This is a genomic window from Longimonas haloalkaliphila (genome assembly GCF_055379825.1).
In genome coordinates this window covers 1,591,056-1,614,070 of the sequence record NZ_AP043948.1, presented here as the reverse complement: position 1 = coordinate 1,614,070, position 23,015 = coordinate 1,591,056, and the positions used below count along the sequence as shown (strand labels likewise).

The 23,015-nt window shown below is 60.2% G+C and carries 17 protein-coding genes and 1 CRISPR repeat array; of the genes, 8 read left to right on the top strand and 9 right to left on the bottom strand.

Translation table 11 applies throughout. The annotated features are described in order from the left end of the window. Window positions 1-484: 484 nt before the first annotated feature. On the top strand, window positions 485-1,663 hold the full coding sequence (locus tag ACZ48V_RS06390; RefSeq protein ID WP_464542693.1) for an NHL repeat-containing protein: 1,179 nt from the start codon (window positions 485-487) through the stop codon (window positions 1,661-1,663). Between the two features lie 134 nt (window positions 1,664-1,797). Here the strand turns inward: ACZ48V_RS06390 and ACZ48V_RS06385 are convergent, their stop codons facing one another. Further along, complete coding sequence (locus tag ACZ48V_RS06385) at window positions 1,798-2,097, bottom strand: M20/M25/M40 family metallo-hydrolase (RefSeq protein WP_464542691.1); 300 nt, start codon at window positions 2,095-2,097, stop codon at window positions 1,798-1,800. 14 nt (window positions 2,098-2,111) lie between these two features. Continuing rightward, window positions 2,112-4,724 carry a M28 family peptidase gene (locus tag ACZ48V_RS06380; RefSeq protein ID WP_464542690.1) on the bottom strand — a complete coding sequence of 871 codons (2,613 nt, stop codon included), beginning with the start codon at window positions 4,722-4,724 and terminating at the stop codon, window positions 2,112-2,114. Between the two features lie 230 nt (window positions 4,725-4,954). Here ACZ48V_RS06380 and ACZ48V_RS06375 point away from each other — a divergent pair, with 230 nt between their 5' ends. The 4 genes from ACZ48V_RS06375 (at window position 4,955) to ACZ48V_RS06360 (ending at window position 9,405) form a co-directional block, all read left to right on the top strand. Further along, on the top strand, window positions 4,955-5,287 hold the full coding sequence (locus tag ACZ48V_RS06375) for an arsenosugar biosynthesis-associated peroxidase-like protein (protein ID WP_464542688.1): 333 nt from the start codon (window positions 4,955-4,957) through the stop codon (window positions 5,285-5,287). Window positions 5,288-5,342: 55 nt separating this feature from the next. Further along, on the top strand, window positions 5,343-6,509 hold the full coding sequence (gene arsS, locus ACZ48V_RS06370; RefSeq protein ID WP_464542686.1) for an arsenosugar biosynthesis radical SAM (seleno)protein ArsS: 1,167 nt from the start codon (window positions 5,343-5,345) through the stop codon (window positions 6,507-6,509). Window positions 6,510-6,591: 82 nt separating this feature from the next. Next, window positions 6,592-7,434 carry a purine-nucleoside phosphorylase gene (locus tag ACZ48V_RS06365; RefSeq protein ID WP_464542684.1) on the top strand — a complete coding sequence of 281 codons (843 nt, stop codon included), beginning with the start codon at window positions 6,592-6,594 and terminating at the stop codon, window positions 7,432-7,434. 726 nt (window positions 7,435-8,160) lie between these two features. After that, a complete protein-coding gene (locus tag ACZ48V_RS06360; RefSeq protein WP_464543105.1) occupies window positions 8,161-9,405 on the top strand; it encodes an ammonium transporter in 1,245 nt (414 codons plus the stop codon). A 217-nt stretch (window positions 9,406-9,622) separates the two neighbouring features. Here the strand turns inward: ACZ48V_RS06360 and ACZ48V_RS06355 are convergent, their stop codons facing one another. After that, a complete protein-coding gene (locus ACZ48V_RS06355) occupies window positions 9,623-10,267 on the bottom strand; it encodes a Shedu immune nuclease family protein (RefSeq protein WP_464542682.1) in 645 nt (214 codons plus the stop codon). 32 nt (window positions 10,268-10,299) lie between these two features. Between ACZ48V_RS06355 and ACZ48V_RS06350 the strand changes: the two genes are divergently transcribed. Next, window positions 10,300-10,503 (top strand): hypothetical protein, encoded by a 204-nt coding sequence (locus ACZ48V_RS06350; RefSeq protein WP_464542681.1) that lies wholly within the window; start codon window positions 10,300-10,302, stop codon window positions 10,501-10,503. Between the two features lie 188 nt (window positions 10,504-10,691). On the opposite strand, the gene mutY is transcribed toward ACZ48V_RS06350, so the two are convergent. The 4 genes from mutY to ACZ48V_RS06330 form a co-directional block, all read right to left on the bottom strand. Continuing rightward, window positions 10,692-11,816 carry an A/G-specific adenine glycosylase gene (gene mutY / locus ACZ48V_RS06345; RefSeq protein ID WP_464542679.1) on the bottom strand — a complete coding sequence of 375 codons (1,125 nt, stop codon included), beginning with the start codon at window positions 11,814-11,816 and terminating at the stop codon, window positions 10,692-10,694. A 57-nt stretch (window positions 11,817-11,873) separates the two neighbouring features. Next, window positions 11,874-12,560, bottom strand: a complete 687-nt coding sequence (gene msrA / locus ACZ48V_RS06340) for a peptide-methionine (S)-S-oxide reductase MsrA (protein ID WP_464542677.1) — start codon at window positions 12,558-12,560, stop codon at window positions 11,874-11,876. Between the two features lie 160 nt (window positions 12,561-12,720). Continuing rightward, window positions 12,721-13,338, bottom strand: a complete 618-nt coding sequence (gene msrB / locus ACZ48V_RS06335) for a peptide-methionine (R)-S-oxide reductase MsrB (protein ID WP_464542675.1) — start codon at window positions 13,336-13,338, stop codon at window positions 12,721-12,723. A 45-nt stretch (window positions 13,339-13,383) separates the two neighbouring features. Next, window positions 13,384-13,740: a hypothetical protein gene (locus tag ACZ48V_RS06330; RefSeq protein WP_464542673.1), complete on the bottom strand. Its 357-nt coding sequence runs from the start codon at window positions 13,738-13,740 to the stop codon at window positions 13,384-13,386. A gap of 16 nt (window positions 13,741-13,756) precedes the next feature. Here ACZ48V_RS06330 and ACZ48V_RS06325 point away from each other — a divergent pair, with 16 nt between their 5' ends. Next, window positions 13,757-15,550 carry a BamA/OMP85 family outer membrane protein gene (locus ACZ48V_RS06325; RefSeq protein ID WP_464542671.1) on the top strand — a complete coding sequence of 598 codons (1,794 nt, stop codon included), beginning with the start codon at window positions 13,757-13,759 and terminating at the stop codon, window positions 15,548-15,550. A 27-nt stretch (window positions 15,551-15,577) separates the two neighbouring features. On the opposite strand, the gene ACZ48V_RS06320 is transcribed toward ACZ48V_RS06325, so the two are convergent. Both ACZ48V_RS06320 and ACZ48V_RS06315 read right to left on the bottom strand, forming a co-directional pair. Next, entirely contained in the window at window positions 15,578-16,465 is an 888-nt protein-coding gene (locus ACZ48V_RS06320) for a lactonase family protein (RefSeq protein ID WP_464542669.1), read from the bottom strand. A 211-nt stretch (window positions 16,466-16,676) separates the two neighbouring features. Continuing rightward, window positions 16,677-19,571: direct repeats of the CRISPR family, unit length 28 nt; unit sequence GATGACTCCGCACACGCGGAGATAGACC. Between the two features lie 628 nt (window positions 19,572-20,199). Then, window positions 20,200-21,720, bottom strand: coding sequence for a hypothetical protein (locus ACZ48V_RS06315; RefSeq protein WP_464542667.1), 1,521 nt, complete (start codon window positions 21,718-21,720; stop codon window positions 20,200-20,202). Window positions 21,721-21,882: 162 nt separating this feature from the next. On the opposite strand from ACZ48V_RS06315, the gene ACZ48V_RS06310 reads away from it, so the two are divergent. Next, window positions 21,883-23,001, top strand: coding sequence for a 6-phosphofructokinase (locus ACZ48V_RS06310; protein ID WP_464542665.1), 1,119 nt, complete (start codon window positions 21,883-21,885; stop codon window positions 22,999-23,001). The last annotated feature ends 14 nt before the right edge of the window (window positions 23,002-23,015 follow it).

The following is a 23,015-nucleotide window of genomic DNA, read 5'->3' as shown; positions in this document are numbered from 1 at the left end:
GAGGAAGATCTGCTCTGCGTGGATATGTTTGACTTCGTATGCCCGTGTAAGAGCCTGTTTTGATTTCTTACTTTGGGCATCCCAGGAGTACTTCCCCCCGCAGTCGGGGCACTCCGACCGGCTTCAATGGGCTGGGGCCGAAGGTCATGCCCTTGGTGCAAATTGTCCACAATATACTGGCGTCAGCCGGGCTTGCGCCCTCGTGTCGGCCTGTAGCCCCGCTACGAACCTCCATCGGAGTCCAATTTTCGCCGCAGCGGCGCTCGCTCTCGCGACCAAACCAAAACCCAAACAGGTTCAATATATCGAAGCGCGATTCAGTCTTGGCTCGAACAGCAGGTAGCCATGGAATTGACCGCCTCTACCGTAATCTTGATAGCGAGATCGGCATATAGACCACAGTACACATTCCTATTTTCCTAACCCCATCCATCAAATGATGCGTATCCACGCTATACTATCATGCCTTGTTCTTATCGCCCTCATGCTATGTACCGGATGCGGAGGCGACGCCTCGGAGGAGGGTGGTTCGCACGCGCAAAACAGCAGCGGTGAGCAGGTCCATCCAGACCCTGAGCGCCTGCCTCACGTGGGTGTTACCCCCACTGCAGTCAGTGACGCTGTGCCGTGTGATCTCTCGTCGGTTCCTGCTTCATTGGAACGCCTGCAGGCCCATATCGACGGTAACGATGCGATGGCCGATGCCCATCGAATTCCTGTTGATGTGCCTGAAACAGGAGCCGTGGAAGTTGCGTCGCTGAATGAGAACCTTGTGCTCATTCTCGTAACCCTTCCTGGTATGGAAGGGCTCTGGTCGTATCACATCCCCACCGAAAGTGCTGAACAGGTCGCCACTCGGGGACAGGGGCCCGGCGAGCTTATGTTTCCGACTGATCTGACTGTTCAAGGCGCAGAGGTATACGTCGCTATGGGAACGATGCGTATTGCCACGTTCACCTGCGAGGGGGCCTCGTGCACGCACCGCAAGGATGTACGCACGCAGTTTCAACCCACGCAGATTGAGGTGAGCGAAGATGGCTTTGCAACCACCGGCCAACTTCCGTTGCGTGGCGAGACGGAGATCGATGCACTTGATGGCGCAATCCACCATGTCGATTCAACCGGCACGCTTGTCGGGTCCTTTGGCGAGCCATACCAGACCAATACCTGGATGGTAGATGACCACTTTACCAGGTACAATAGACTTGCTGTGCTGGATGATGGCTCACATGCCGTACACTACGACGCCATTCCGCGTCTCTATACCTACGACTCAGACCAGACGCTTCGCCATGCCATTGAAATTGAGGACTTCCTGCAACCCACATTTGTATACGAAGACGGAAGCCGGTCCGTATATCGTGAGGATGACCACAGCCGCCTCGGTCAGTTAAATGCGCTTGTAGATGACATTGCATTCCTTGCCGTGTCGACAGTGCAACTGAGTGTACCATCAGAGTCCATTGGAACGGGAGACGCAGTGGAAGTCATTTACGATTACTACTTGGTGGGAGCCACGTCAGGATGCGCATCTCATTTTGAACGTGAAGAGATAGATACTGAATACGGAGCTGGCGACCGCTTCCGCTGGGTCCCCACCAAACACCACCTGTTGCGAATAGGAGAGGGGTCGGTGCACTTGGCTGAAATCGACGATGCGTAGGACGCCACAGCCTTTTATGTCGAAAGATTAGGCGGGCCGGAAAAGGTCGTGGTTCGTCCGTCGTCTAAAAAGAAGTGCCTGACACGAAGCGCAAAGGGGACATTCCCCAAAACACACACCAGCACACAAGCCCATCAGTCGGCCATCAGCAAAAGAGCGAGCAGGGCCGTTCGCTCGATGAGCTTATCAATAACGATATGCTCATGCGCAGCGTGCGCGCCATCGCCAACGGGGCCGAGGCCGTCGAGCGTCGCGGAGAAGAGGCTGGCCTCGTTGCCGTCGGACGCGCCGCCCGCCCGGGCCTCTCCGAGCGTAAGGCCCAACTGCTCACCGGCTTGCTGCGCCAGACGCCATAGCGCACGATTGCGGGCGTGCGTTCCATGGGCGGCCGATGGAAGTCTCCGCTCACCGAGCGCGTGTATGGCCGCCTCCATAGTCTGCGCGTTCCTCACTCCACCACAACCTCGGCCCAGTCCCAGCCCGGCAGGTCGCGGTCGTTGACGGCGCGCACGGCGATAGGCGCTTCCGTGTCGAACGAATCAAGCACAACGCTCCGGTCATCGGTTTCTTCAATGACCTCATCGCCATCGGCCGTATGGTAGCGCACTTCATAGTGCGTAATGTCCGACTCCAGTGGCTCGTCCCAGCGCACGGTGTACGTGTCTTCGCCCTGCTCCGCATGCAGCCCGCGAACCATAGACGGCGTATGGGCCAGCTTCATGAATACGCCGGTGGTCGACTGCGCTACCGCGCGCACCAGTCGGTGATTGATCGTCTCCAGCCGGTCGGTAGGCTGATGATAGTTCGGGTTGCCTAAGATGGGGTACGACCCGATGCCGCCCAGCACATCGCCGTACGCTTCAAAGAACACCTGCGCATCCGTAAAGCGGTAGTAGCGTGAGTCGTACGTGATAAGATCGGAGTACAAGATCGACGATGCGTGCTGGATGTCGCGAATCCCGTAGTTCGAAAAGCGGATGGTGTTATCGAGGCGATGGTGGCGCGTCCAACCCATCATGTCGTTGTTAACGACCCCGGCCACCTGCAGTCCTTCTTCATCGGCGCGGCGCACGAACTCCCGCGCACCCAGAAGCCCGGCCTCTTCAGCCGTCAGCGATGCAAAGATGATCGTAGCGGGCAGCTCTTTGTCGGCCAGCACGCGGGCCATTTCGAGGAGCACCGCCGTGCCGGTGGAGTTGTCATCGGCGCCGGGGCTGCCGGGTACCGAGTCGAAGTGGGCGCTGTAGATGTACGTCACTTCAGGGTGCTCGCTGCCTTCCAATCGCGCAATCACATTAGCCGTGCTGTCGCGGTCATTCGGCATGAACCACTGCTTTTCGGGCTCATAGCCAAACGACTCCAGCGTCTCGTAGATGTACGCGCTGGCTTTTCGGTTGCCCGGCTCAGTGAAGTACTTCGAGTCGAAATCGTAGAGCGTCTTCTGATATTCGTAGAGCCGCGTCAGGTTGATCTCGCTGGTGGCGGCGGCCACGTCATCGTGCATCGGGGCAAACATCGCCTCGGCCTCGTCGCGCAGCGTCTGCTCTGCCTCAAGCTGATCAGCGATACGCGCCTGTAGCGCATCCATGGAGATGCGCTGCGTAAGATCCACCAGGTGTACACTCTCTTCCTCTGTAATGGTATTGCCGTCCCGGTCAGCACGTAGCACCACGCGCTCCCCCGAGGGCGCCACGTCCCACTCGTATTCCATCGAGACGGTGCGGATATCGTTGTTGTGGAAGATGCGGTGCTTGTCGCCTGTAGCTATATCGTAGAGATGCGCACGGCGGTGGCGAAACTCTCCCATCTTAGCGAGCAGGGTCTCCTCACCCAGAAACTCGGGGAAGAGCTCGTGCTGGATGTCGCGACTGAACTGCTCTGTGGCGCCCGTCTCGGCATCGGACAGGTAGACCTGGTGACTGATGCCGGGCTGCTGCGTGAATGCAACGTGCCTCCCCTCCGGCGATACGGCAACCGATGCAATGGCATCATCGCTGGTGTAGAGCGTGCGGGCATCGTTGGGGGTGTCGGTGAAGCGTACCAGGAGGCGGTGCATCTCGTCTTCGGTGCGGTATGCAACAAGCGCCCCGTCACGAGACAGGACAGGAGCGATACCGGTAAACGAAATGGTGTCGCCCGTGTCGAGGTTGTGGAGCATGATCGTGGATCCATCGGACGCTACGGACGCGGGCATCTGATCGGATGGCACCGGGAAGGGCGGCTCGCTGCTGCCTTGGTAGAGCAGATGCGGGCGCCCGGCCACGGGCTGCGGCTGCATGCGGTACCCTGGCGTTTCGTCATGCACCGGCACCGGCGCTGCGCCAATGTCTTCAAACCGGTAGATGTGCGAGCGATCAGGCTGTTCCGGATTCATCCCGGTCACGTACAGCTGTCCGGAAGCGTCGTAGACCGGGTCGGCGAGCAGGAGCGTCTCGTGCGCAAGCGGCTCAGACGAACTATCTTCGATGCGGCGCTCGTTCCAGGTGCTGGCCCGGGCGGCGTGCCATTCCAGCATTGCATTGGCCCGTCGCATGGCGGCCCGATCGCGATCTGCGCGCGCCTGCCGCATCGCCTGGGCAGCCGACCGCATGTCGGCCGTTGGCTGAATGCGCCGGTACACCCCCGTTGCTCCGTCGGGAGCAAACACGAAACCGGTGCCTTCGAAGCGATCGACTTCCTCGGGCATCTCGCCAGTGAGGTCAACGATCACCGTGTGCTGCGCATTGTTCTGCACGTGCTCGTACGCTACCTGCTCGCCGGTGGGACTAAACGTGAGGTTGCGTCCGTCCGGCGCAATCTCGACCGTTTCGTACAGCTCGCCGGTCATCAGCGCGATGTCGTCGAAGAAACGCTCGCCATCCTCCTGGTCGAGCACGGCCTGAAAGCCCATGAGCGCCTCGGGGTACGCGCCCTCATCCCAGGCGATGCGGGCCTCGTCAAACAGCGCATGGGTGGACGCAGTCGTGGACTGCGCCTGGGCGTCGGTGCCTGGCAGTCCTATGAAAAGCATCGCCAGTAGAACGGCAGAGCACAGCGAGGAGATAGCAGAACGATAGATCATGGAGGCGCGGGCTAATCATAACAACGGCGTATACATAATAATCCCGAATCGCACACTCATTCGCAAGCCAATCCATGTCATGACTCGGTATACCAATGTGTAGGGCTGACTTGAATCCACAGCCCAGACGTCCGGTGTAACAATGCCGTGCATCAGTTCACATACAATCGTGATGGTGTGTACCATCATTGTGGATACGCCTTCATTTTCCTTCTATCCCCCCGTTTTTGATGTCTGACTCCTACTACAGCCCCGATCACCTCTCTACTTTTGGCCAGTTCGATAGCGACGACGAGCTCTCGAAAGCGTTCTTTCAATACTACGGCAAAGTCTTTGAGGATGGGGCCCTCACCGCTCGCGAGAAGTCGCTCATCGCACTCGCAGTGTCGCATGTCGTACAGTGTCCCTACTGCATTGAAGCCTACAGCGACGACTGCCTGGAGAAGGGGGCGGACCTGGAGCAGATGAAGGAGGCGGTGCATGTGGCCACGGCCATCCGCGGTGGGGCCTCGCTTGTGCATGGCGAGCAGATGCAGGAGCACGTGAAAGACCAGATGATGTAGCGCCCCGTTCCGCATCCCCCCGTTGTATTGCTCTTCATGAAAGCGTTCTCCTTTTATGGCTTCTGATGCGTCTGATTTCATTGCGCTGAAAACCATTGATGGCACCTCCACCGAAGTACCGACCACACCGACTGATCCGCCCGAAGGGCCGCGCAGCACCACCAGCATGAAGGGCCGCCGTGCCCCGCTCACGCGTCCGAAGAAGCAATTCGAGGTGCTCGATGCGGTCGATATTGACGAAGGCCCGACCGGTACCGGACGCTTTGACCGCGATCTGGGGGCCTCGGGGTGGGACGATCTGACTCCCGCTCAGCTGGAGATCGTGCAGATCAATGTGGGCAAACTCTGCAACATGACGTGTACGCACTGCCACGTAGACAGCGGTCCCGACCGTACCGAAGAGAACATGAATCGGGAAACGGTGGAGCAGTGCCTCGACCTGATCGACCAGACGGAGGCGCACACGGTGGATCTAACCGGCGGCGCACCCGAGCTAAATCCGCATTTCGAGTACCTGGTGGAGCAGTGCGTGGAGCGCGGGCTGCACGTTATTGACCGCTGCAACCTCACCATCCTGACTACCGGTCCGTACCAGCACCTGGCGGAGTGGATGGCTGAGCGTGGCGTGGAGGTGGTGTGCTCGCTGCCGCACTACCGCAAGCTTAACACCGATGCGCAGCGGGGCAGCGGTACGTACAAGAAGTCGATCCGCGCCCTCAAGATGTTGAACGACGCCGGCTACACCCCCGACAACCCCGACCGAATGCTCACGCTGGTCAGCAATCCTGTTGGGGCGTTTCTGGCTGGGAACCAGGCGTCGTTGGAGCGCGAGTGGAAGGAAGCACTGAAGCGAAATCACGGCATCGTGTTCGACCAGCTTCTGGCGCTCAACAACATGCCAATGTCACGCTACCTGGAGTGGCTGATGGAGAAGGGCAAGGTGGATGAGTACCTGCAGCGCCTCGTGAACGCATTCAACCCCGGTACGATTGCCGGGCTCATGTGCCGCAACACGCTGTCGATTTCGTGGGACGGCTACCTGTACGACTGCGACTTCAATCAGCAGTTGGAGATGAACATGGCGCTCAACGGCACCGATCAGCCGCACGTCTCCGACTTTGACCTGGCCGCGTGGAAAACGCACGCCATCCGCACCCATCGCCACTGCTACGGCTGCACCGCCGGTGCAGGAAGCGGATGCGGGGGTGCGATTGAAGAGTAGCTTGCTTCTCTTGCAACGCTTCCCGTCAAACCGTACTTTACGAGTTGACGTAATTCTCTCCTGAATACTTCGCCACCCTGCTATGATTCCGTCGTTTGACGCTGGTTCGTATCGTGCCTCTGTCGAAGAGGCGGCCGCGCACATCCGCACCCAAACCGACACCGTGCCCCCCACCGCGCTCATTTTGGGGACCGGGCTGGGCGGACTCAAAGACGACATCGATGTATCCACCCGCCTCCCCTACGAAGACATCCCCGGCTTCCCGACCTCCACCACCTCGATGCATGAAGGCGAACTGCTCATCGGTACGCTGCAGGGCGTGCCCGTGCTGGCCATGAACGGGCGCATGCATCTGTACGAGGGCTATACAGCCCACCAGGTGGCCTTTCCCATCCGTGTGATGGGCGTGTTGGGCATCGAGCAGCTGCTCATCTCGAACGCCGCCGGCGGCATGGATCCGCACTTCGAAGAGGGCGATCTCATGCTCATCACCGATCATATCAACGAGCAAGGCACCAACCCGCTAATTGGCCCCAACATTGACGACTGGGGCCCGCGCTTTCCAGATATGAGCAAACCCTACGATGCCGACCTCCGCGCGCTGGCCCGGTCAGAGGCGCTCAAGCATGAGATCCACCTCTACCAGGGCATCTACCTGGCCGTACTCGGGCCCATGCTCGAAACCCGAGCCGAGTACCGCTACATGCGCGACCTCGGCGCCGATGTCGTCGGCATGAGCACCGTCCCCGAAGTCATCGCCGCTCACCACATGGGCATCCGCTGCCTCGCGGTCTCTGTAATCACGGATATCTGCCTGCCCGACGCGCTTGAGCCAGCCGACATCGAGGCCATCATGGCTGCCGCCGCCAGCGCCCGCCCCCATCTCCAGAAGCTCTTCAGCGGCGTCGTACAGTCGCTCGCGTAGTTCCTTTCTCTACTCTCTACACGTCCCACAGCGATCACAGGTGGATACGCACGGATGCGCCCTGTCGACCCTACGACAGCCGCCCTGCAGGGGCCTGCTTTTCTGAAACGCCTGTCCTCCTTCTGCCTGGCCTGCCTCCGCGAGCAGGTCCCTCGCGCTGTCAGAACAAGAAGAGCCCGAGGGAGCCACCCTGCCCCCCACCTAACTAACGGCATGTGCAGGTTTCCTTCCTCCTTTGTTGATCGCCGCCTTGTCGGAGAATGCGCGGTCCTCACATCCCCCATTCCTTCACGCTGTTCGGGATTTCCCCCTTCGCGAAGGGGGAAATGTCGCGTAGCCACAAAGGGGGATATGCGCCCAAAAGGATAATGGAAAACTTGCACACCGCGTTAACTAACCCCTCCAGACTCAATTGACCAGCTTTCTAATTACAAATGTAACAGAGAGGACAATTTGCTTATTATATTATCTTGACAGAAATTATTTTACTATTGTAAGCGCTTTCCAAAAATATACGTCTTGATTTATTTATTTTGCGCAATTAAATAAAGTTATGCTTAATAGAAATCAGCTGGCTTCAGCAAGCCAGTGCTTTCACTCATGTAAGGTTTTGTGCCCATGCGAACGCTACGTTTTCTGATATCCAGTCTCGTTCTTCTTGCATTTCTGGTACCGGTGGCGGCCTATGCCCAGGAGCCCGGCGCTGCAGACACCATCGATCCGGCCATGTGGGCGGTCAATAACCTGTGGATCATGATCGCAGGCATGCTAGTGTTCATCATGCATCTCGGATTCGCGTCACTGGAGTCGGGCATGACGCAGTCCAAGAATACGGTCAATATTCTGTTCAAGAACTCGATGATCATCTGTATCGGGATCTTGACGTACGCCGTCTGCGGCTTTAACATCATGTACCCGGGCGACTTCAACGGCTTCTTTTCGCTCGGCGCCGTGGCAGATTTCATTACGGTGTCGCCCGAAAACGCCGAGGCGCTCCTCACCCCGGCCTACGACGAGGGCTACACCTGGTACACCGACTTCTTCTTCCAGGCCATGTTTGCGGCTACCGCAGCAACCATCGTATCAGGCGGCGTGGCCGGGCGCATCAAACTGTCGAGCTTCTTGTTGTTTGTCGTGGCATTTCTGATGATCAGCTATCCGATAACCGGGTCGTGGCAGTGGGGCGGCGGCTTTCTGGATCGGATGGGCTTCTACGACTTCGCTGGCTCCACCCTGGTGCACTCCGTAGGTGGATGGGGCGCGCTCGTGTTTGCGCTTCTGCTGGGGCCCCGCCTGGGCAAGTACGCAGCCGACGGAACGTTGCAGACCATTCCCGGCAGCAATATGTCGCTGGCAACCATCGGAGTCTTCCTGCTCTGGTTTGGGTGGTTTGGATTCAACGGCGGCTCGGTGCTTTCGGCTGATCCGGCTACCGTATCGCTTGTGCTCGTTACCACCTCCATTGCCGCTGCCTCAGGGGGCATAGCAGCGGGCCTGCTCTCCTGGTACCGCGACACCAAGCCCGACCTGACCATGGCTCTCAATGGCATCCTGGCCGGACTCGTTGGCATTACAGCCGGAGCCGACTTGATGGCGGTCTGGGAGGCTTCGCTAATCGGGGTGATCGCAGGGGGACTGGTCTACGCGTCGATCGTCGTTATCGATGAGGTCTTGAAGATTGACGATCCGGTGGGTGCTGTCAGTGTGCATCTGACCTGTGGCATCTGGGGCACGCTCGCTGTGGGACTGTTTGGCGAGATGGCTGGTCTTACTCAGGTCGGTTATCAGCTTGCTGGCATTTTGGCCATCGGCGCCTTTACGGTAGCGTTCTGCCTGGCGGTAGGCCTCGGACTGAAGAACACGATGGGGCTCCGCGTCGACCATGAAGAGGAAGTGGAAGGGCTTGACAGAGGCGAGCATGCAATGTCGGCCTATCACGACCTGGTCCGCTCACATGCTACGAAAAGGTAGCCCTCTCCTCAATCTACAGGATACCACTGCCACGCGTGGCCGGGAGATGAGCGCCCCGGCCACGCTTTTTGTGGGCTGATACAGCTTTGTGCACTGATGTGGAGCTGTAGACAGTTATTTGCGTACCATTCTGCCCATTCCGCCTCAGTCAAACAGCGACGGCGCGTACTCGCGGCGCTTGAGTTCTTCGATAAGCTTGCGATTGGGCGTATCAAAGTTAGCTTTCTTGTTCTGCCTGGTACGCCGCTTCGTAACTTCTCAGACGAGCATCAAGATGGGCGTGTAGATCGTCGAAGGTGACGCAGTGGATATGCTTTGAGTTAACGAGTATGTTGTCCCTTCTCCAGCGCAACCTATCTTTTTCTCTTCGGGTCAGTTCATCTACCCTGCCCGCGATGAGCATGCCTTCATAACCAGCGTACTCATCACCAAAGCGATTGGCAAAGTCACGGGTGTTCTCCATATCAGAAAGTTTCCAGAACCAATCAACAAGCTGGCTGAATCCATGCTCGAAGCGGGGCGACCACTCTGGTGTCGCTTTTCCAGACTTTGCTGTGAAGATACTTGAAGCATCCGCATTTTCGAACTCTATAAAGCCATACCAGCCCGAAGAAGCGTCTCCTACCACGAGATCAGCCTTAAAATCGCCGAAGACATCATATTCGTACGCTATGCGATTAAAGTCCGAGATGTATGTAAAGTACGACCCAATGAAGACGGATAGGTGTCTTCGACTACGAAAAAACGAGAGAACGTCTTTTCTTTCATCCAAGTCACGATTCGTACCAAAGTGAACGCCCAGGTCATCTAACTCTTGGCGGCATTTGTGAGGGTCGAATCGGATTGGATCGAGATTTTTCATGCCGTATGTTCGTGCATTCGCTTCAGTCTTTCATGCGTGACGACATCCAGGATTTCAACCTTGTCCCCATCGTAGCGGAAAATAACACGCAGGGTACCGCCTGCTCTCATTATATACAGATCTTTCTGGTCGCCGCTCAACTTTCGCACTTGACTGTGAATGTGTTCGTCTTCAGGAAACCGCTCCAGAAAGGAAAGCTGTCGCTCGACCCGCTTTCTGTCGACTGGAAGAAGTGATCTGATGGCAATCTGTGCCTGCGAACTTATTTCTACCATGATGCTTTTGCTTGTAGGCAGTCCATTGTGAATGCCATTGGAGAGAGCACCGTCGTACCCTAAGTAGCACTTTATTTCACGCTCGTGTTTCCTGAAAGTTAATTCTAAAGGCTGCAGTGCCAGGTCATGCAGATTACAGCCGTTCTCTCTCAGTCAAACAGCGACGGCGCATACTCGCGGCGCTTGAGTTCTTCGATAAGCTTGCGGTTGGCACGGGGAAAGGCGTAGTCCGCCAGTTCGTCGACGGTGACCCACGTCATGGGCTGGTCGATCTCGGGGGTGGGCGTGCCTTCTACGATCCGGCAGGGATAGGCGTGCAGCGTGATCTTGAAGTGGGAGTAGGCGTGCTTCAGCGTGTAGAAGAGGCCGTCGATTTCCACCGTGATGCCCAACTCCTCCTGCAACTCGCGGCGGCACGCGGCGTCGGGGGATTCGCCGTCCTCGCATTTCCCCCCTGGAAACTCCCATAGTCCGCCAAGCATGGCGTCGTCGGGACGGCGTTGGATGAGCAGGCGACCGGCTTCGTCGAACACGAGTCCCACCGCGATGTCTTTGTGGGGAATCGGCGTACTCTCGGGCGTCACCGGGTAGTGCTCGGGGGTGCCTGCCTGCGTTGCTTCGCAGACCGGCTCCAACACGCACGCGCTGCAAGCGGGATGGCGCGGCGTGCAGACGGTGGCTCCCAGTTCCATGAGTGCCTGGTTGGCATTGCCCGGATCATCAGGATCGACGAGCGCATCGGCCAGGGCCTGCAAGCGGCGGCGCGTGGCGCTGCGGGTCGAGTCGTCCTCGATCGCGAACACCCGTGTCAGGACGCGGATCACGTTGCCGTCGAGCACGCCGTGGGCCTTCCCAAAAGCAATTGACGCCACTGCCGCTGCAGTATACGGCCCGATGCCCTTCAGCGATTTGAGTCCATCGTATGTGTCGGGCACCGTGCCGCCATGCTCGCGCACCACCGTCTGCGCAGCCTCGTGCAGGTAGCGGGCCCGCGAGTAGTAGCCGAGGCCCTCCCACTGCTGCAGCACCGCATCGCGCTCGGCCTCGGCCAGGTCGTGTACCGTCGGAAAGGCCTCCACAAAGCGCCGGTAGTATGGCTCGGCCTGATCCACGCGGGTCTGCTGCAGCATGATCTCCGACACCCATATTCGGTACGGATCGTCGGTCTCGCGCCACGGCATCTCGCGCTTTACGTCGTGATACCAGTCGAGGAGCGCCTCGCGAAAACGCGTGCGGTGGGCATCGGTAATCTCGGGCAGGTCGGAAGCGGACACAGGGAGTAGGGGCTGTTTGAGACTTGCTTGCCATAAGAACGGGCGCACGTGATGCATCTACGATGCGTCGGTCAGGTGCTCGGCGCGGGCTTCGTCGCCCCAGAGTTCGTCGAGTCGTGCATCACGGCGGCAGCCTTGACGGTAGCGGTTGTAGTGGCTGGGGTTCTTCTGGTAGAAGTTCTGGTGGTACTCCTCGGCCGGGTAGAATGCGTCGAACGATTCGACGGGTACGACCACGGGATCATCGAAGCGCTCAGCAATAACATCGCGGGTCGATTCGGCCAGGGCGCGCTGCCCGTCGTTGTGCGCAAAGATCACCGGCGCATAGATGGCGCCCCGGTCGCAGAACTGTCCGCCATCGTCGAGCGGATCGATGTTGCGCCAGTAGACTGCCAGCAGCGTCTCGTAGTCGACCACCTCCGCGTCGTAGATAACCTGAACGACCTCGGTGTGTCCAGTGCCTCCGGCAGTGACGTCGTCGTAGGACGGGTGCTCAACGTGTCCGCCTGAGAAGCCGGAGATGGTGGCCGCTACACCGTCGAGCTTGTCGTAGGGCGGTTCCATGCACCAGAAACAGCCGCCGCCAAACGTTGCGGTATCCGGCTCGGCAAAGGCGCTGATGTCTACGTCGGGCTCGTAGAGCGGCTCGGGGTCGCCCGGCTGGTTGGATCCAGAGGAGGCATCTGCGCAGCCAAGTAGCAGCGCAGTGCTTACGATGAGGAGCGCAAGGAGCGTGGTTCGCATAGGGGTCGACTGGTTATTGTGGAGTGATGTTAGGAGGGCTCGATTGATCGCCTGGGATATCCGCTGCGCTCCTGATCCCAGGCTAAGGAAATTCTACAGCCGGGGACCGCTTGCGTCCCCGGCGCTTTGTGGACAAGTCGCTGAACAAGAGCCACCTCCTCTATCGCAGCTCCGGAAGCGATTCATCCTCCGGGACGAAAGCCAGCGCCAGGCCGTTGTTGCAGTAGCGCAGTCCGGTAGGGGCGGGGCCGTCTTCGAAGACGTGGCCCTGATGGCCGCCGCAGCGCGCGCAATGGTACTCGGTGCGAATCATCCCCGCGCTGGTGTCGCGTTTGGTGCCCAGGCGTCCATCGAGCGGCGCCCAGTAGCTGGGCCAGCCGGTGCCGCTCTCGTACATCGTGGTCGACGGAAAGAGCGGCAGGTGGCAGGCCGCGCAGATGAACGTGCCTCGACGGTCTTCGTTGAGCAGCGGACTGCTATAGCGCGGCTCGGTACCCTCTTCAAACAGAATATAGAAGGCATCGTCGCCCACCAGTTGGCGCCAGGCCTCAGCGGTACGACGACTCTCACCCACCGCTTCTACCGGCGGGTGGATGTGCAGCGTATCGGCCCCGATTCCGTCGGTTACGACGCGCTCTTCAGGAGGTGCAGGAGCCACGTGCAGCGTATCGGTGCGGGCCCCCGCGTTGGGGGCCGACTGCCCGTTGCGACAGCCCACGAGCGCAGAGGGGGCGATACAGCATACAGCGAGGCCTTTCAGAAAGGTAGCACGGGTCATAATAGCATCAGAAATACGGGGTTCGCGAAACACAGACACGACGCGCTATGCGTTCGCATCCACCTGAACCTGAACAAAAAGCGTGTCGGTGGGCGCGTCGGTGTCGGGCACGAGCACAATCTCGTAGGTGCCCGGATCGGCGTCGGCGGCGGGCCAGGCCAGCGAGCGTCCGGCTACGCCGCTGAAGGGCGGGCCGTCGATGAGCCGGTAGCGGCGCACCTCGGTGCCCGCCAGGGTGGCCGGAAGGGTCGTGGTAAGCACCGTACCCGTCTCGATGGTGAACTCCAGGGTGTCGGCAGGCGCAACACCGGTAGCGTCTGGGGGTTTGACCCAGCCCATTGTGGCGATCAGAACGGCAGCAACGAAGCCGGCCAACGCCGCTTGCAACGCAGAAGTACGCACAGGCCTATCGCGGTGGATGAGTAGAATACGTGTCGCCTGCCTATACCGATGCATCGGAATCGGGTTGCTCGCTACGTGGCTCTGGGGCGCAACGATTCCGTTGGCCTTTGGGCAAGAAGGGGCGCAGGGGGATGCGAACGCAGTGCCCTGGGCGGTGGTGGTCGACGGCACTCCGGCCAACTGGCCTACAGCGCAGGGGGCTTCGCCGCCGGATTCGGTGCGTGTGGCGGCCCGTGCGCTGGCCCGTCACTACCAGCAGCGGGGCTACCTGCACGCTACCGTCGATTCGGCTACAGTCCATGCCGAGCCCCCGCCCCGCGCCACGTTCTACGTATCGCGGGGGCCTCGCACTGCCGTTGATGCGGTCGTCCTTGATGGGGCCGATGCACTTCCTGAACAGGCGCTGCGCCGCACGATGGAGCTGCGCAGCGGCATGCCCCTGGACCAGTACGTGATCGACGGTGATCTTCATGCGCTGCGCGAGGCCTACCGCGCCGAGGGCTATCCGCTCACCCGGGTCGGCATCGCCACCATTCGTCCCACCGATGACACAGGGGCCGTCACGGTACATCTGTCCATCAACGAGGGGCCGCAGCTGTGGCTGAAAGGGATCGTGCTGGAGGGCGCCGAGCGCACCCGCCCCGCCTACGTGGCGCGGGCTGCCGGCCTCGCCTTCGATGCGCCGCTGCGGGACTACGATGGTGCGGCGCTGCAGCAGGCGCTCGAAGGTACCGGGCTGTTTGAGCAGGTGGAGCAGCCCGCCATACAGATCGACGAGGATGGCGGCGCTACGCTCACGATTCCGCTTGAGGAGCGCCCGCCCGGCGTGTTCGACCTGGTACTGGGCCTGCTCCCCGACGGCGGCGTGGACGGTTCGACCGCGCTCGTAGGATCGGGGCGCCTGGAGCTGGAAAACCTGTTTGGCGGCGGGCGCGAGGCCGACCTGCACCTCGACCAGCGTCCGGGACGCACCAGCGCGGTAGATGTGCGGCTGCGCGATCCGTTCCTGCTCGGACGGGCGCTGGATGCGGAGGCGGCGTTCTCGGGCGTGCAGCGCGACTCGTCGTACAGCATGCAGTCGTACCGGGCTGCTCTGGGCTACGACGTACAGCCCGGCTGGCAGGTGCGCGCCACCGCCACACGCAACGTAACTCGCCCGGGTCCGCGCGGTCAGGCGTTGCAGCAGGACGAGCAGCGCGTGGCCCGCAGCCGCTCGCTCCGGGTCGGCGTTGGACTCCGCATTGACCGGGTCGACAGCCGTCGCAGTCCACGCCAGGGTCTGCGCGCCGACCTGCTGCTTGAGCAGGGGCGTCAGCAGCGCACCGGTCGGCGCGTGGTAGAGGGCGACACCGTGCGCACGCAGCAGACAGGCCGGCCTGCCCAGGTGCAGGGGCACCTGCGCACCTTCTGGCCGGTGGGTGTACGCCAGGTGATTGTGGCCGGGGGCAATGCCCGCGGGGTGTTTACCGAGTCGTACGACATCAGCGATCTCTTTCGGCTGGGCGGATTCGACTCGCTGCGGGGCTACGACGAGGACCGGTTCATCGGGCGGTTTGTCGGACGCGCACTTGTGGAATATCGCCTCTTTGTGGATCGTACGTCGTTTGTCTTTGCGTTTGCCGAAACCGGATGGGTCGACCGTCCTGAGATCGAGGGGCGCGCTGCTGCTACAAGCTGGCATCCGAGCGCCGGCATCGGCGCGGAGCTGCGCACCGGACTCGGGCGTGTGAACATCAGCTATGCGATGAACCCCGATGACGGCGGTCCCACCGACGGACGCCTGCACCTGGGGCTGGCGGTGGCGTTGTAAGCAGGCCCGCTGTTGGCACGTGCCTGGCTACCGGGCACACGTATTCGTGATGCTGTACTGGAAGATGGTTGCATGATCGCGGAACGTCACGTACAGCGATTGCTCGTCGGCCGAGAGACTGAGTCCACGCGGGCTTTCAGCTTCGCTCACGTCGAGTGCTGTGATGTAGGTGGCTGTAGCAAGGTCGTAGGGCACATCCAGCTGGTAGACCAGAATGGCGCGCCGGTCGGTATCTACCAGGAAGAGAACCTGTCCCGCTTCGGCAAACTCGGTGCCGCGCACGGCCTCCTCTTCGCTGCTGATATCGAGCGTGGTGCTCCACGTCCCAGTCGCGATGTCCCACGGCGTACTTAGCGTAAGCGTATACACCGCCTGCCCCGCACGGTCATCGATGTAAAGGTGCGTGCCCTCGGGGTGAAAGTCGACATCGTGGCCGCGCAACACCTTATCGGATAGCGCCCGGTAGTTCGTCGGGGTCGCGGTGGTAAGATCCCAGGGGGATTCGAGCGTGTAGGCCCAGATCTCGGTGCGGTTGAACACCCACATCTTGGTTCCATCATCGCGGATGAAGAGCCCGTGGGCATGCGCCCCCTGCTCGGTTGCTCCGACCGTATCCGACAGGTCAAGCGTCATCGTCGGCGTTGCTTCGTGAAGCGTCCAGGGCGTACCCACCGCGTACCCGACCACCTGATTGGTGCTGCGGCTTACCACAAAGAATAGGGTGCCGTCGGGGTGCCAGTGCGTTGCACGGGCGTTCTGCGTATCGTCGGCGATACGGAGCGACTGGCCCGCGTACGCAAACGACGCCATGTCGAGGCATCTGCTCGTTTGCGCACCAACGGGGGCGCCCCCGATGAGCACGAGGGCGACCACCATGAATGAGAGAATTGCCTTACGGAAAGAAGGATGCGCCATATGATGTACGCTGCGGGCAAAAATGCGTGGGGGACGCAATGTACGGATACGCACGCACGATTGCACGACCTCGTCATTATAATATTGTGATCAGGACGATCGCCGCAGTAGCCCCTGGCTGCCAGCATGACAGAAGGCGAGTACTTGACTTTACGAAACCTCTCATGTATGATGGCAATTGCATATGCCCCCTGTGTCAGAGTGGCGCAGGGATGACTCCGCACACGCGGAGATAGACCCTCGACGAACTCAACACCATTTTGTAAGACTATGATGACTCCGCACACGCGGAGATAGACCCGAGGCGTTTTGGTCGGCGACGGCGCGGGGGTTGATGACTCCGCACACGCGGAGATAGACCTACGGCCCCGCTTCCGTGTGGGGTGTGGATACGGATGACTCCGCACACGCGGAGATAGACCTGCCACGTCTGACAGTGGCACGCGCCCGATCTTGATGACTCCGCACACGCGGAGATAGACCCGGTATCTTCCTGTTCCATAACCGTTGTAGCGGGATGACTCCGCACACGCGGAGATAGACCTTGAACAAGTGGAGGGCCGGGAGACTGAGCGGTGATGACTCCGCACACGCGGAGATAGACCCGTGCAGCAGATCGAGAGGGTGCGATTGTGCGAGATGACTCCGCACACGCGGAGATAGACCCCTGCGCTCCCAGATGTGGTGGGTGCTACGTGAGATGACTCCGCACACGCGGAGATAGACCGAGGCACAGTCGGATCTCTTTTGATAGGCTACCGATGACTCCGCACACGCGGAGATAGACCCATCGGCATCTGGGCCAGCGTGAGGATGTGGTCGATGACTCCGCACACGCGGAGATAGACCCTCCGCTTCATTGCTCTGGATCTGACGGGAAGCGATGACTCCGCACACGCGGAGATAGACCCTTCGTTGCCTGCATCGTCTTGCCAACGTAGAAGATGACTCCGCACACGCGGAGATAGACCCCTTATCACCACAGAGAGCCTGTCAGGAGCGCCGATGACTCCGCACACGCGGAGATAGACCCATCTCCTTCATTGTAGCTACTTGAGAGAAGTCGATGACTCCGCACACGCGGAGATAGACCCGCGGGGCAGCCGCTTACTTGGGATACACCCAGGATGACTCCGCACACGCGGAGATAGACCTCATAACGCCCCTTGAAGCAATCCGCTCGCAAAGATGACTCCGCACACGCGGAGATAGACCGCTGCTGCTGTGTCCATCCGTGGCGCGTGCGCAGATGACTCCGCACACGCGGAGATAGACCCGAAGCGCAAAAAGCGGGTATGGCTTCTGCTGCGATGACTCCGCACACGCGGAGATAGACCCGATAGTGGAGCAGCTTCATTTTGCCCGAGCGGGATGACTCCGCACACGCGGAGATAGACCTCGGTACCAATGCGGTTTGTGTTGCCGTAGCGAGATGACTCCGCACACGCGGAGATAGACCGGCGGCACCGAAGCCGCTACGCGGGCACAGGTTGATGACTCCGCACACGCGGAGATAGACCTAGATCGGGAAGGATCTCCAAGATACCACGGATGATGACTCCGCACACGCGGAGATAGACCTATACGAATAAACACCCCCCCCCATGTTAACCCGATGACTCCGCACACGCGGAGATAGACCCTGCACACGCGGAGGCGCGTGGATACAGATGCAGATGACTCCGCACACGCGGAGATAGACCTCAGCAGCCGAATCTCTGCGCGCGCTTGATCCGGATGACTCCGCACACGCGGAGATAGACCTTACCTGGGCCTCCTGCCCACGTATTGCACCATGATGACTCCGCACACGCGGAGATAGACCCTGCCTGCTCTTCACGCTTCGTGTAGCCGCGTTGATGACTCCGCACACGCGGAGATAGACCCGTGTCTTGTGGCCTTTCGTGCGTGCAAAAAAAGATGACTCCGCACACGCGGAGATAGACCTCCTGGTCGGTTTGTCGTTCTTTGCTGGACACTGATGACTCCGCACACGCGGAGATAGACCTTTGATTCGGGCTTTGTGGTGCCCTGCCCGTCTGATGACTCCGCACACGCGGAGATAGACCTCGAAGGCCCGTTTTGGTGTGGACAGGACGGTGGATGACTCCGCACACGCGGAGATAGACCTCCCAACTTGAACCGACATAACTTCGCGCCGCTGATGACTCCGCACACGCGGAGATAGACCTGCAGGATACTGCCGCCGGAAGGGAAGTGCAGTGATGACTCCGCACACGCGGAGATAGACCCGAGCATCACGAAGGCGGGGCGCACTTTTGTACGATGACTCCGCACACGCGGAGATAGACCTGGCGTTGGGCCGTTTAGGAGAAGTCAAGCTACGATGACTCCGCACACGCGGAGATAGACCTTCTTTCAGCGCTTCTGTAGCGGTCTGTTCGCCGATGACTCCGCACACGCGGAGATAGACCTCAGATCCGCGTCGGTGGGCGTGCTCGATGCAGGATGACTCCGCACACGCGGAGATAGACCCATTCCGCTTGACGCACTCGGAGATAATGCCGTGATGACTCCGCACACGCGGAGATAGACCCGGGCCATCTACGTGGACTTCGGTATCTTCTACGATGACTCCGCACACGCGGAGATAGACCGATACAGGATTGCGTACTCCGTAGGACGCCGGAGATGACTCCGCACACGCGGAGATAGACCCTGCGAAGCGACGTTGCGTAGCGTGTCCAGCAAGATGACTCCGCACACGCGGAGATAGACCGTCCTATCATTTCGCCGACCTGCTCAAGCGTTAGATGACTCCGCACACGCGGAGATAGACCAGCGAATGAGCGTATCATCGGCTTGCAGGATGGGATGACTCCGCACACGCGGAGATAGACCTCTGATCTTGGGTCTGTCGCCATGCTTCGCGTTGATGACTCCGCACACGCGGAGATAGACCCCTTCGGCGCGCGCTCACTGGCTCGGCTGAAAGGATGACTCCGCACACGCGGAGATAGACCTCGGCATCGGACGTACTCGCATCATTATGCATCGATGACTCCGCACACGCGGAGATAGACCCAGATCGGGGCGGGCGTGCTGGTTGTCCTGTGTGATGACTCCGCACACGCGGAGATAGACCTGCTGCGGCAGATCAGAGAAACGCTCGTAGTCCGTCACGACCTCTACCTCTTGTCCTGACGAAAGCGCCCCTTTGAGTTTGGTATAGAACTCCTCGGGGTAGCGGTTCAGTGGTAAGTGATTGTCACGTAGGCTACTTCATCACAGTCCGCTGAAACCCCCTCTGTCTGCCGAGCTTCGCCGGAGGCGTGATCCCGTGGACATCTCCCCCTTGGAAAAGGGGGAGAAACCCGTAGGGAGAGGGGGTTCGACCGAGACGAGGCTGCGGTGTCAAATCGCTTCATCACTTAGCGTCTATCCACTACCCTCCTTGGTATCTCGAAACACAAGCTTTCTCATTTTTCAGATCAGCAAAATGGTAGAGGAAGGCCGCATAACCTATACCTGACATAGCACGTTATGCGATGTGGGGCGAATGGATCGTGCTCGTGAAGCGTGTGATGTATTGCAAACACAGTATATGCCTCACATCGTCCCCATGCCGTCCTGCTTGAAGTGGTGGCTCATTCGCGCATTGCCGCCGAGCCGCGCAAAGACCTCCAACATATGTCCATACGATAGCTTCATCGGCGTGCATCCCGGCTGTCCCGAGTGCTGCACGCCTCCGGATAGCATGTGCCTGAATCGTGTCAGTCGGCAGCGGGCATGCGAAACGTGTCTTCAAGCAGCTCAGCGTGCACAAGCAGCGCGTCATAGAGCGTTTCACTTCGCGCAGCCACCTCCTCCCCTACGTGATCCCAATCGCTTGCTGGTGCAAAGGCGGTGCCGTTGCTATAGGCGTTGCCCGCAGCGGTCAAAAAGATACCGATAGGTGCAGCACGCACCGTATCGTCGGCCACCTCGCCGGTCTCCATATCGAGCGCGGTCACCAGCTGGCCATTGTGCATCTGATAGTCGAGCGCGCCCTGCAACTGCTGGTCGGTGAAGGCGTTGATGGCGTCCATGAGTTCAGGCCGGTGGGTTGTGATATACTGCGCGGTGCCCTCCCGCTCACGTGCATAGCTGAATCCGCCCGTAAGATGATTCACGAACGTCCACAGCGCCTGTGTCGACATGGTGTCTGAGGCAACGTGGGCCGTGCCGTCTTCAAAGCGGATAGCGGCAGGCATGCCCCAGGGTTCGGCCAGGTCGAGCGCGGCGTCGAGCATGTCGGCGCTGCGCTCAAACAGCTGACGTGCCTGTTCGCGATCGGAATCGGTGCCAAATATGTGGAGGGTTTCGTACCAGGACTTGTGTGCGTGCAAGAGGGCGCCAAGCGTAGCGAGATCCATCGTTACGGCCCCCTCAGGTCCTGCGCCGTCGTGGTACGCTCCCAGTTCGTCGTCCCACCAGCTGTCCCAGACCGCAGCCTGCTGGCGCGCCTCTTCTACGAGATCATCGGGGGTGTAGTGAAGCCACTGGGCCAGATGCTCTTCAGCGAGCTGTCCCATATCGTCGGCTCCGCCGGGCTTGTGCCACCGCACCCAGGCATACACGTGCGAATGCAGCGCAGCGCCGCCATGGCTCATGCTTTCAAGATCGACCTGCTCGTGATCAGCGTCATGCGCGATGCGTCCGTTGTCGGTGTGCGCGTCGAGCAGGTAGCGCCCCATGTCTGAGTAGTACGTGGTATTGTTGTACGTGATGGCATCCTCAAGCCCGTGATCGGCCCAGCGGTCGCCGCGATGGTGGATGTGATAGGCATACGTTGCCGGACTGTAGAGGCGCAGGTCGGCCGACGCGGCGGCCTCCCTCTCCTCCATCGGGCGGCCCGTCTGCGCATCTACCCGTGCGTGCAGGCGTCCGCCCTCAGAGAAAAAGCGCTCCAGGATCGAGACAGAGGCGAGCCAGTCGCGTCCGCGCTCGGCCTGAGGGGGACCAGCAAGGCCCTCGTTGTAGTTGGGATGCCCCATCTCACTGCCACGCGAGAGGCCGCCGACCATGGAGGTGCCGTGCATGGCGTGGCTCATATCTTCGAATCGCGCCTCATCATCCGCAAACACGGGCTGCCCGTCCGCGTCCAGCATGTGTGCAACCAGGAAGTCGGGGGCCTCCTGTTCGGCAGCAGGTTCAGGGGGATCCGATGGTTCGCATCCAACAAGAAAGAACAGCAGCGCCGCCGACAGCGAGGCGATGCATACGAAGAAACGCGTAGATGTGCGAGGCCACATAGGGAATGCGGGAAAAAGGGAGCAAGAACACAGAAGCATGGGCGCGCCGCTTGACGCTTACCCGCTGCAGTACCGATACTTATTAACTGACTACGAGTCCTGTAAGTAGAAGTGCCAGTCTCGTTTCAACCGAATTACACTCTACCATCTTCCGAACAACCTATGTCTGACTCACTTCGTGTTGGCGTGCTCACCGGTGGGGGCGACTGCCCCGGTCTGAACGCTGTTATCCGTGCCGTTACCAAAAGCCTGCTCTCGCAGTGCCATGCCGAGGTTATCGGAATTCGTGAGGGCTTCCGTGGACTTATTGAGGGGGATACGCAGGTCTTGACGTCGCCCGACGTAAGCGGTATTCTGACGCGTGGCGGGACGATCCTGGGCGCAAGCAATAAGGCAAATCCGTTTGAGTACTATCGCAGCGGCGGGGCCGATGTGTCGGCGCAGACGTTAAAGCAGTATGAACAGCTGCATCTCGATGCCCTCGTTGCCATTGGCGGCGACGGCACCATGTCGATTGCTCACCGCCTGCAGGAGCTGGGTATGGACGTGGTTGGGGTGCCCAAAACGATCGACAATGACCTGATGGGCACCGACCGCACCTTCGGATTCGACACGGCGGTGCACATTGCCACGGAGGCGATGGACCGCATCCACACGACCGCACAGAGCCACCACCGGGTGATGATCGTGGAGACGATGGGACGCTATGCCGGGTGGATTGCCCTGCACTCCGGCGTAGCCAGCGGCGCCGACATCATTCTGATTCCGGAGCTGCCCTATGACGTAGACGAGGTCATCCGCGTCTGCCAGGAGCGTGAAGAAGGCGGCCGCCAGTTCACGATCATATCGATTGCCGAGGGGGCAAAGCCGAAGGGAGGGTCGTTTACCGTGAGCGAGCGCGTCGAAGAGAGCCACGATCCGCTGCGGCTGGGCGGGGTTGGCAAGACGCTGGCCGAGCAGATTAAACCCCACATCGAGAGCGAGGTGCGCACCACGATCCTCGGTCATATGCAGCGCGGCGGCACGCCTACCGCGTACGACCGTACGCTTTCTACCGCGTTTGGCGCGCACGCTGCCGAGCTCGTGGCCGACGGCACCTTCGGCGTGATGGTGGCTCGCCAGAAGGGCCGCTTTACGCAGATCCCGCTGCACGAGGTGGCCGACGAGGTTCGCACCGTGCCGCGTAACGCACCGCTGATCGCATCAGGCGTGGCCATGGGCACCTCGTTTGGCGTTCCCGACCTGGATGTGTGCATGCGCGACGCTGCGGCGATGCCGTGAGCGGGTCTGCCGTG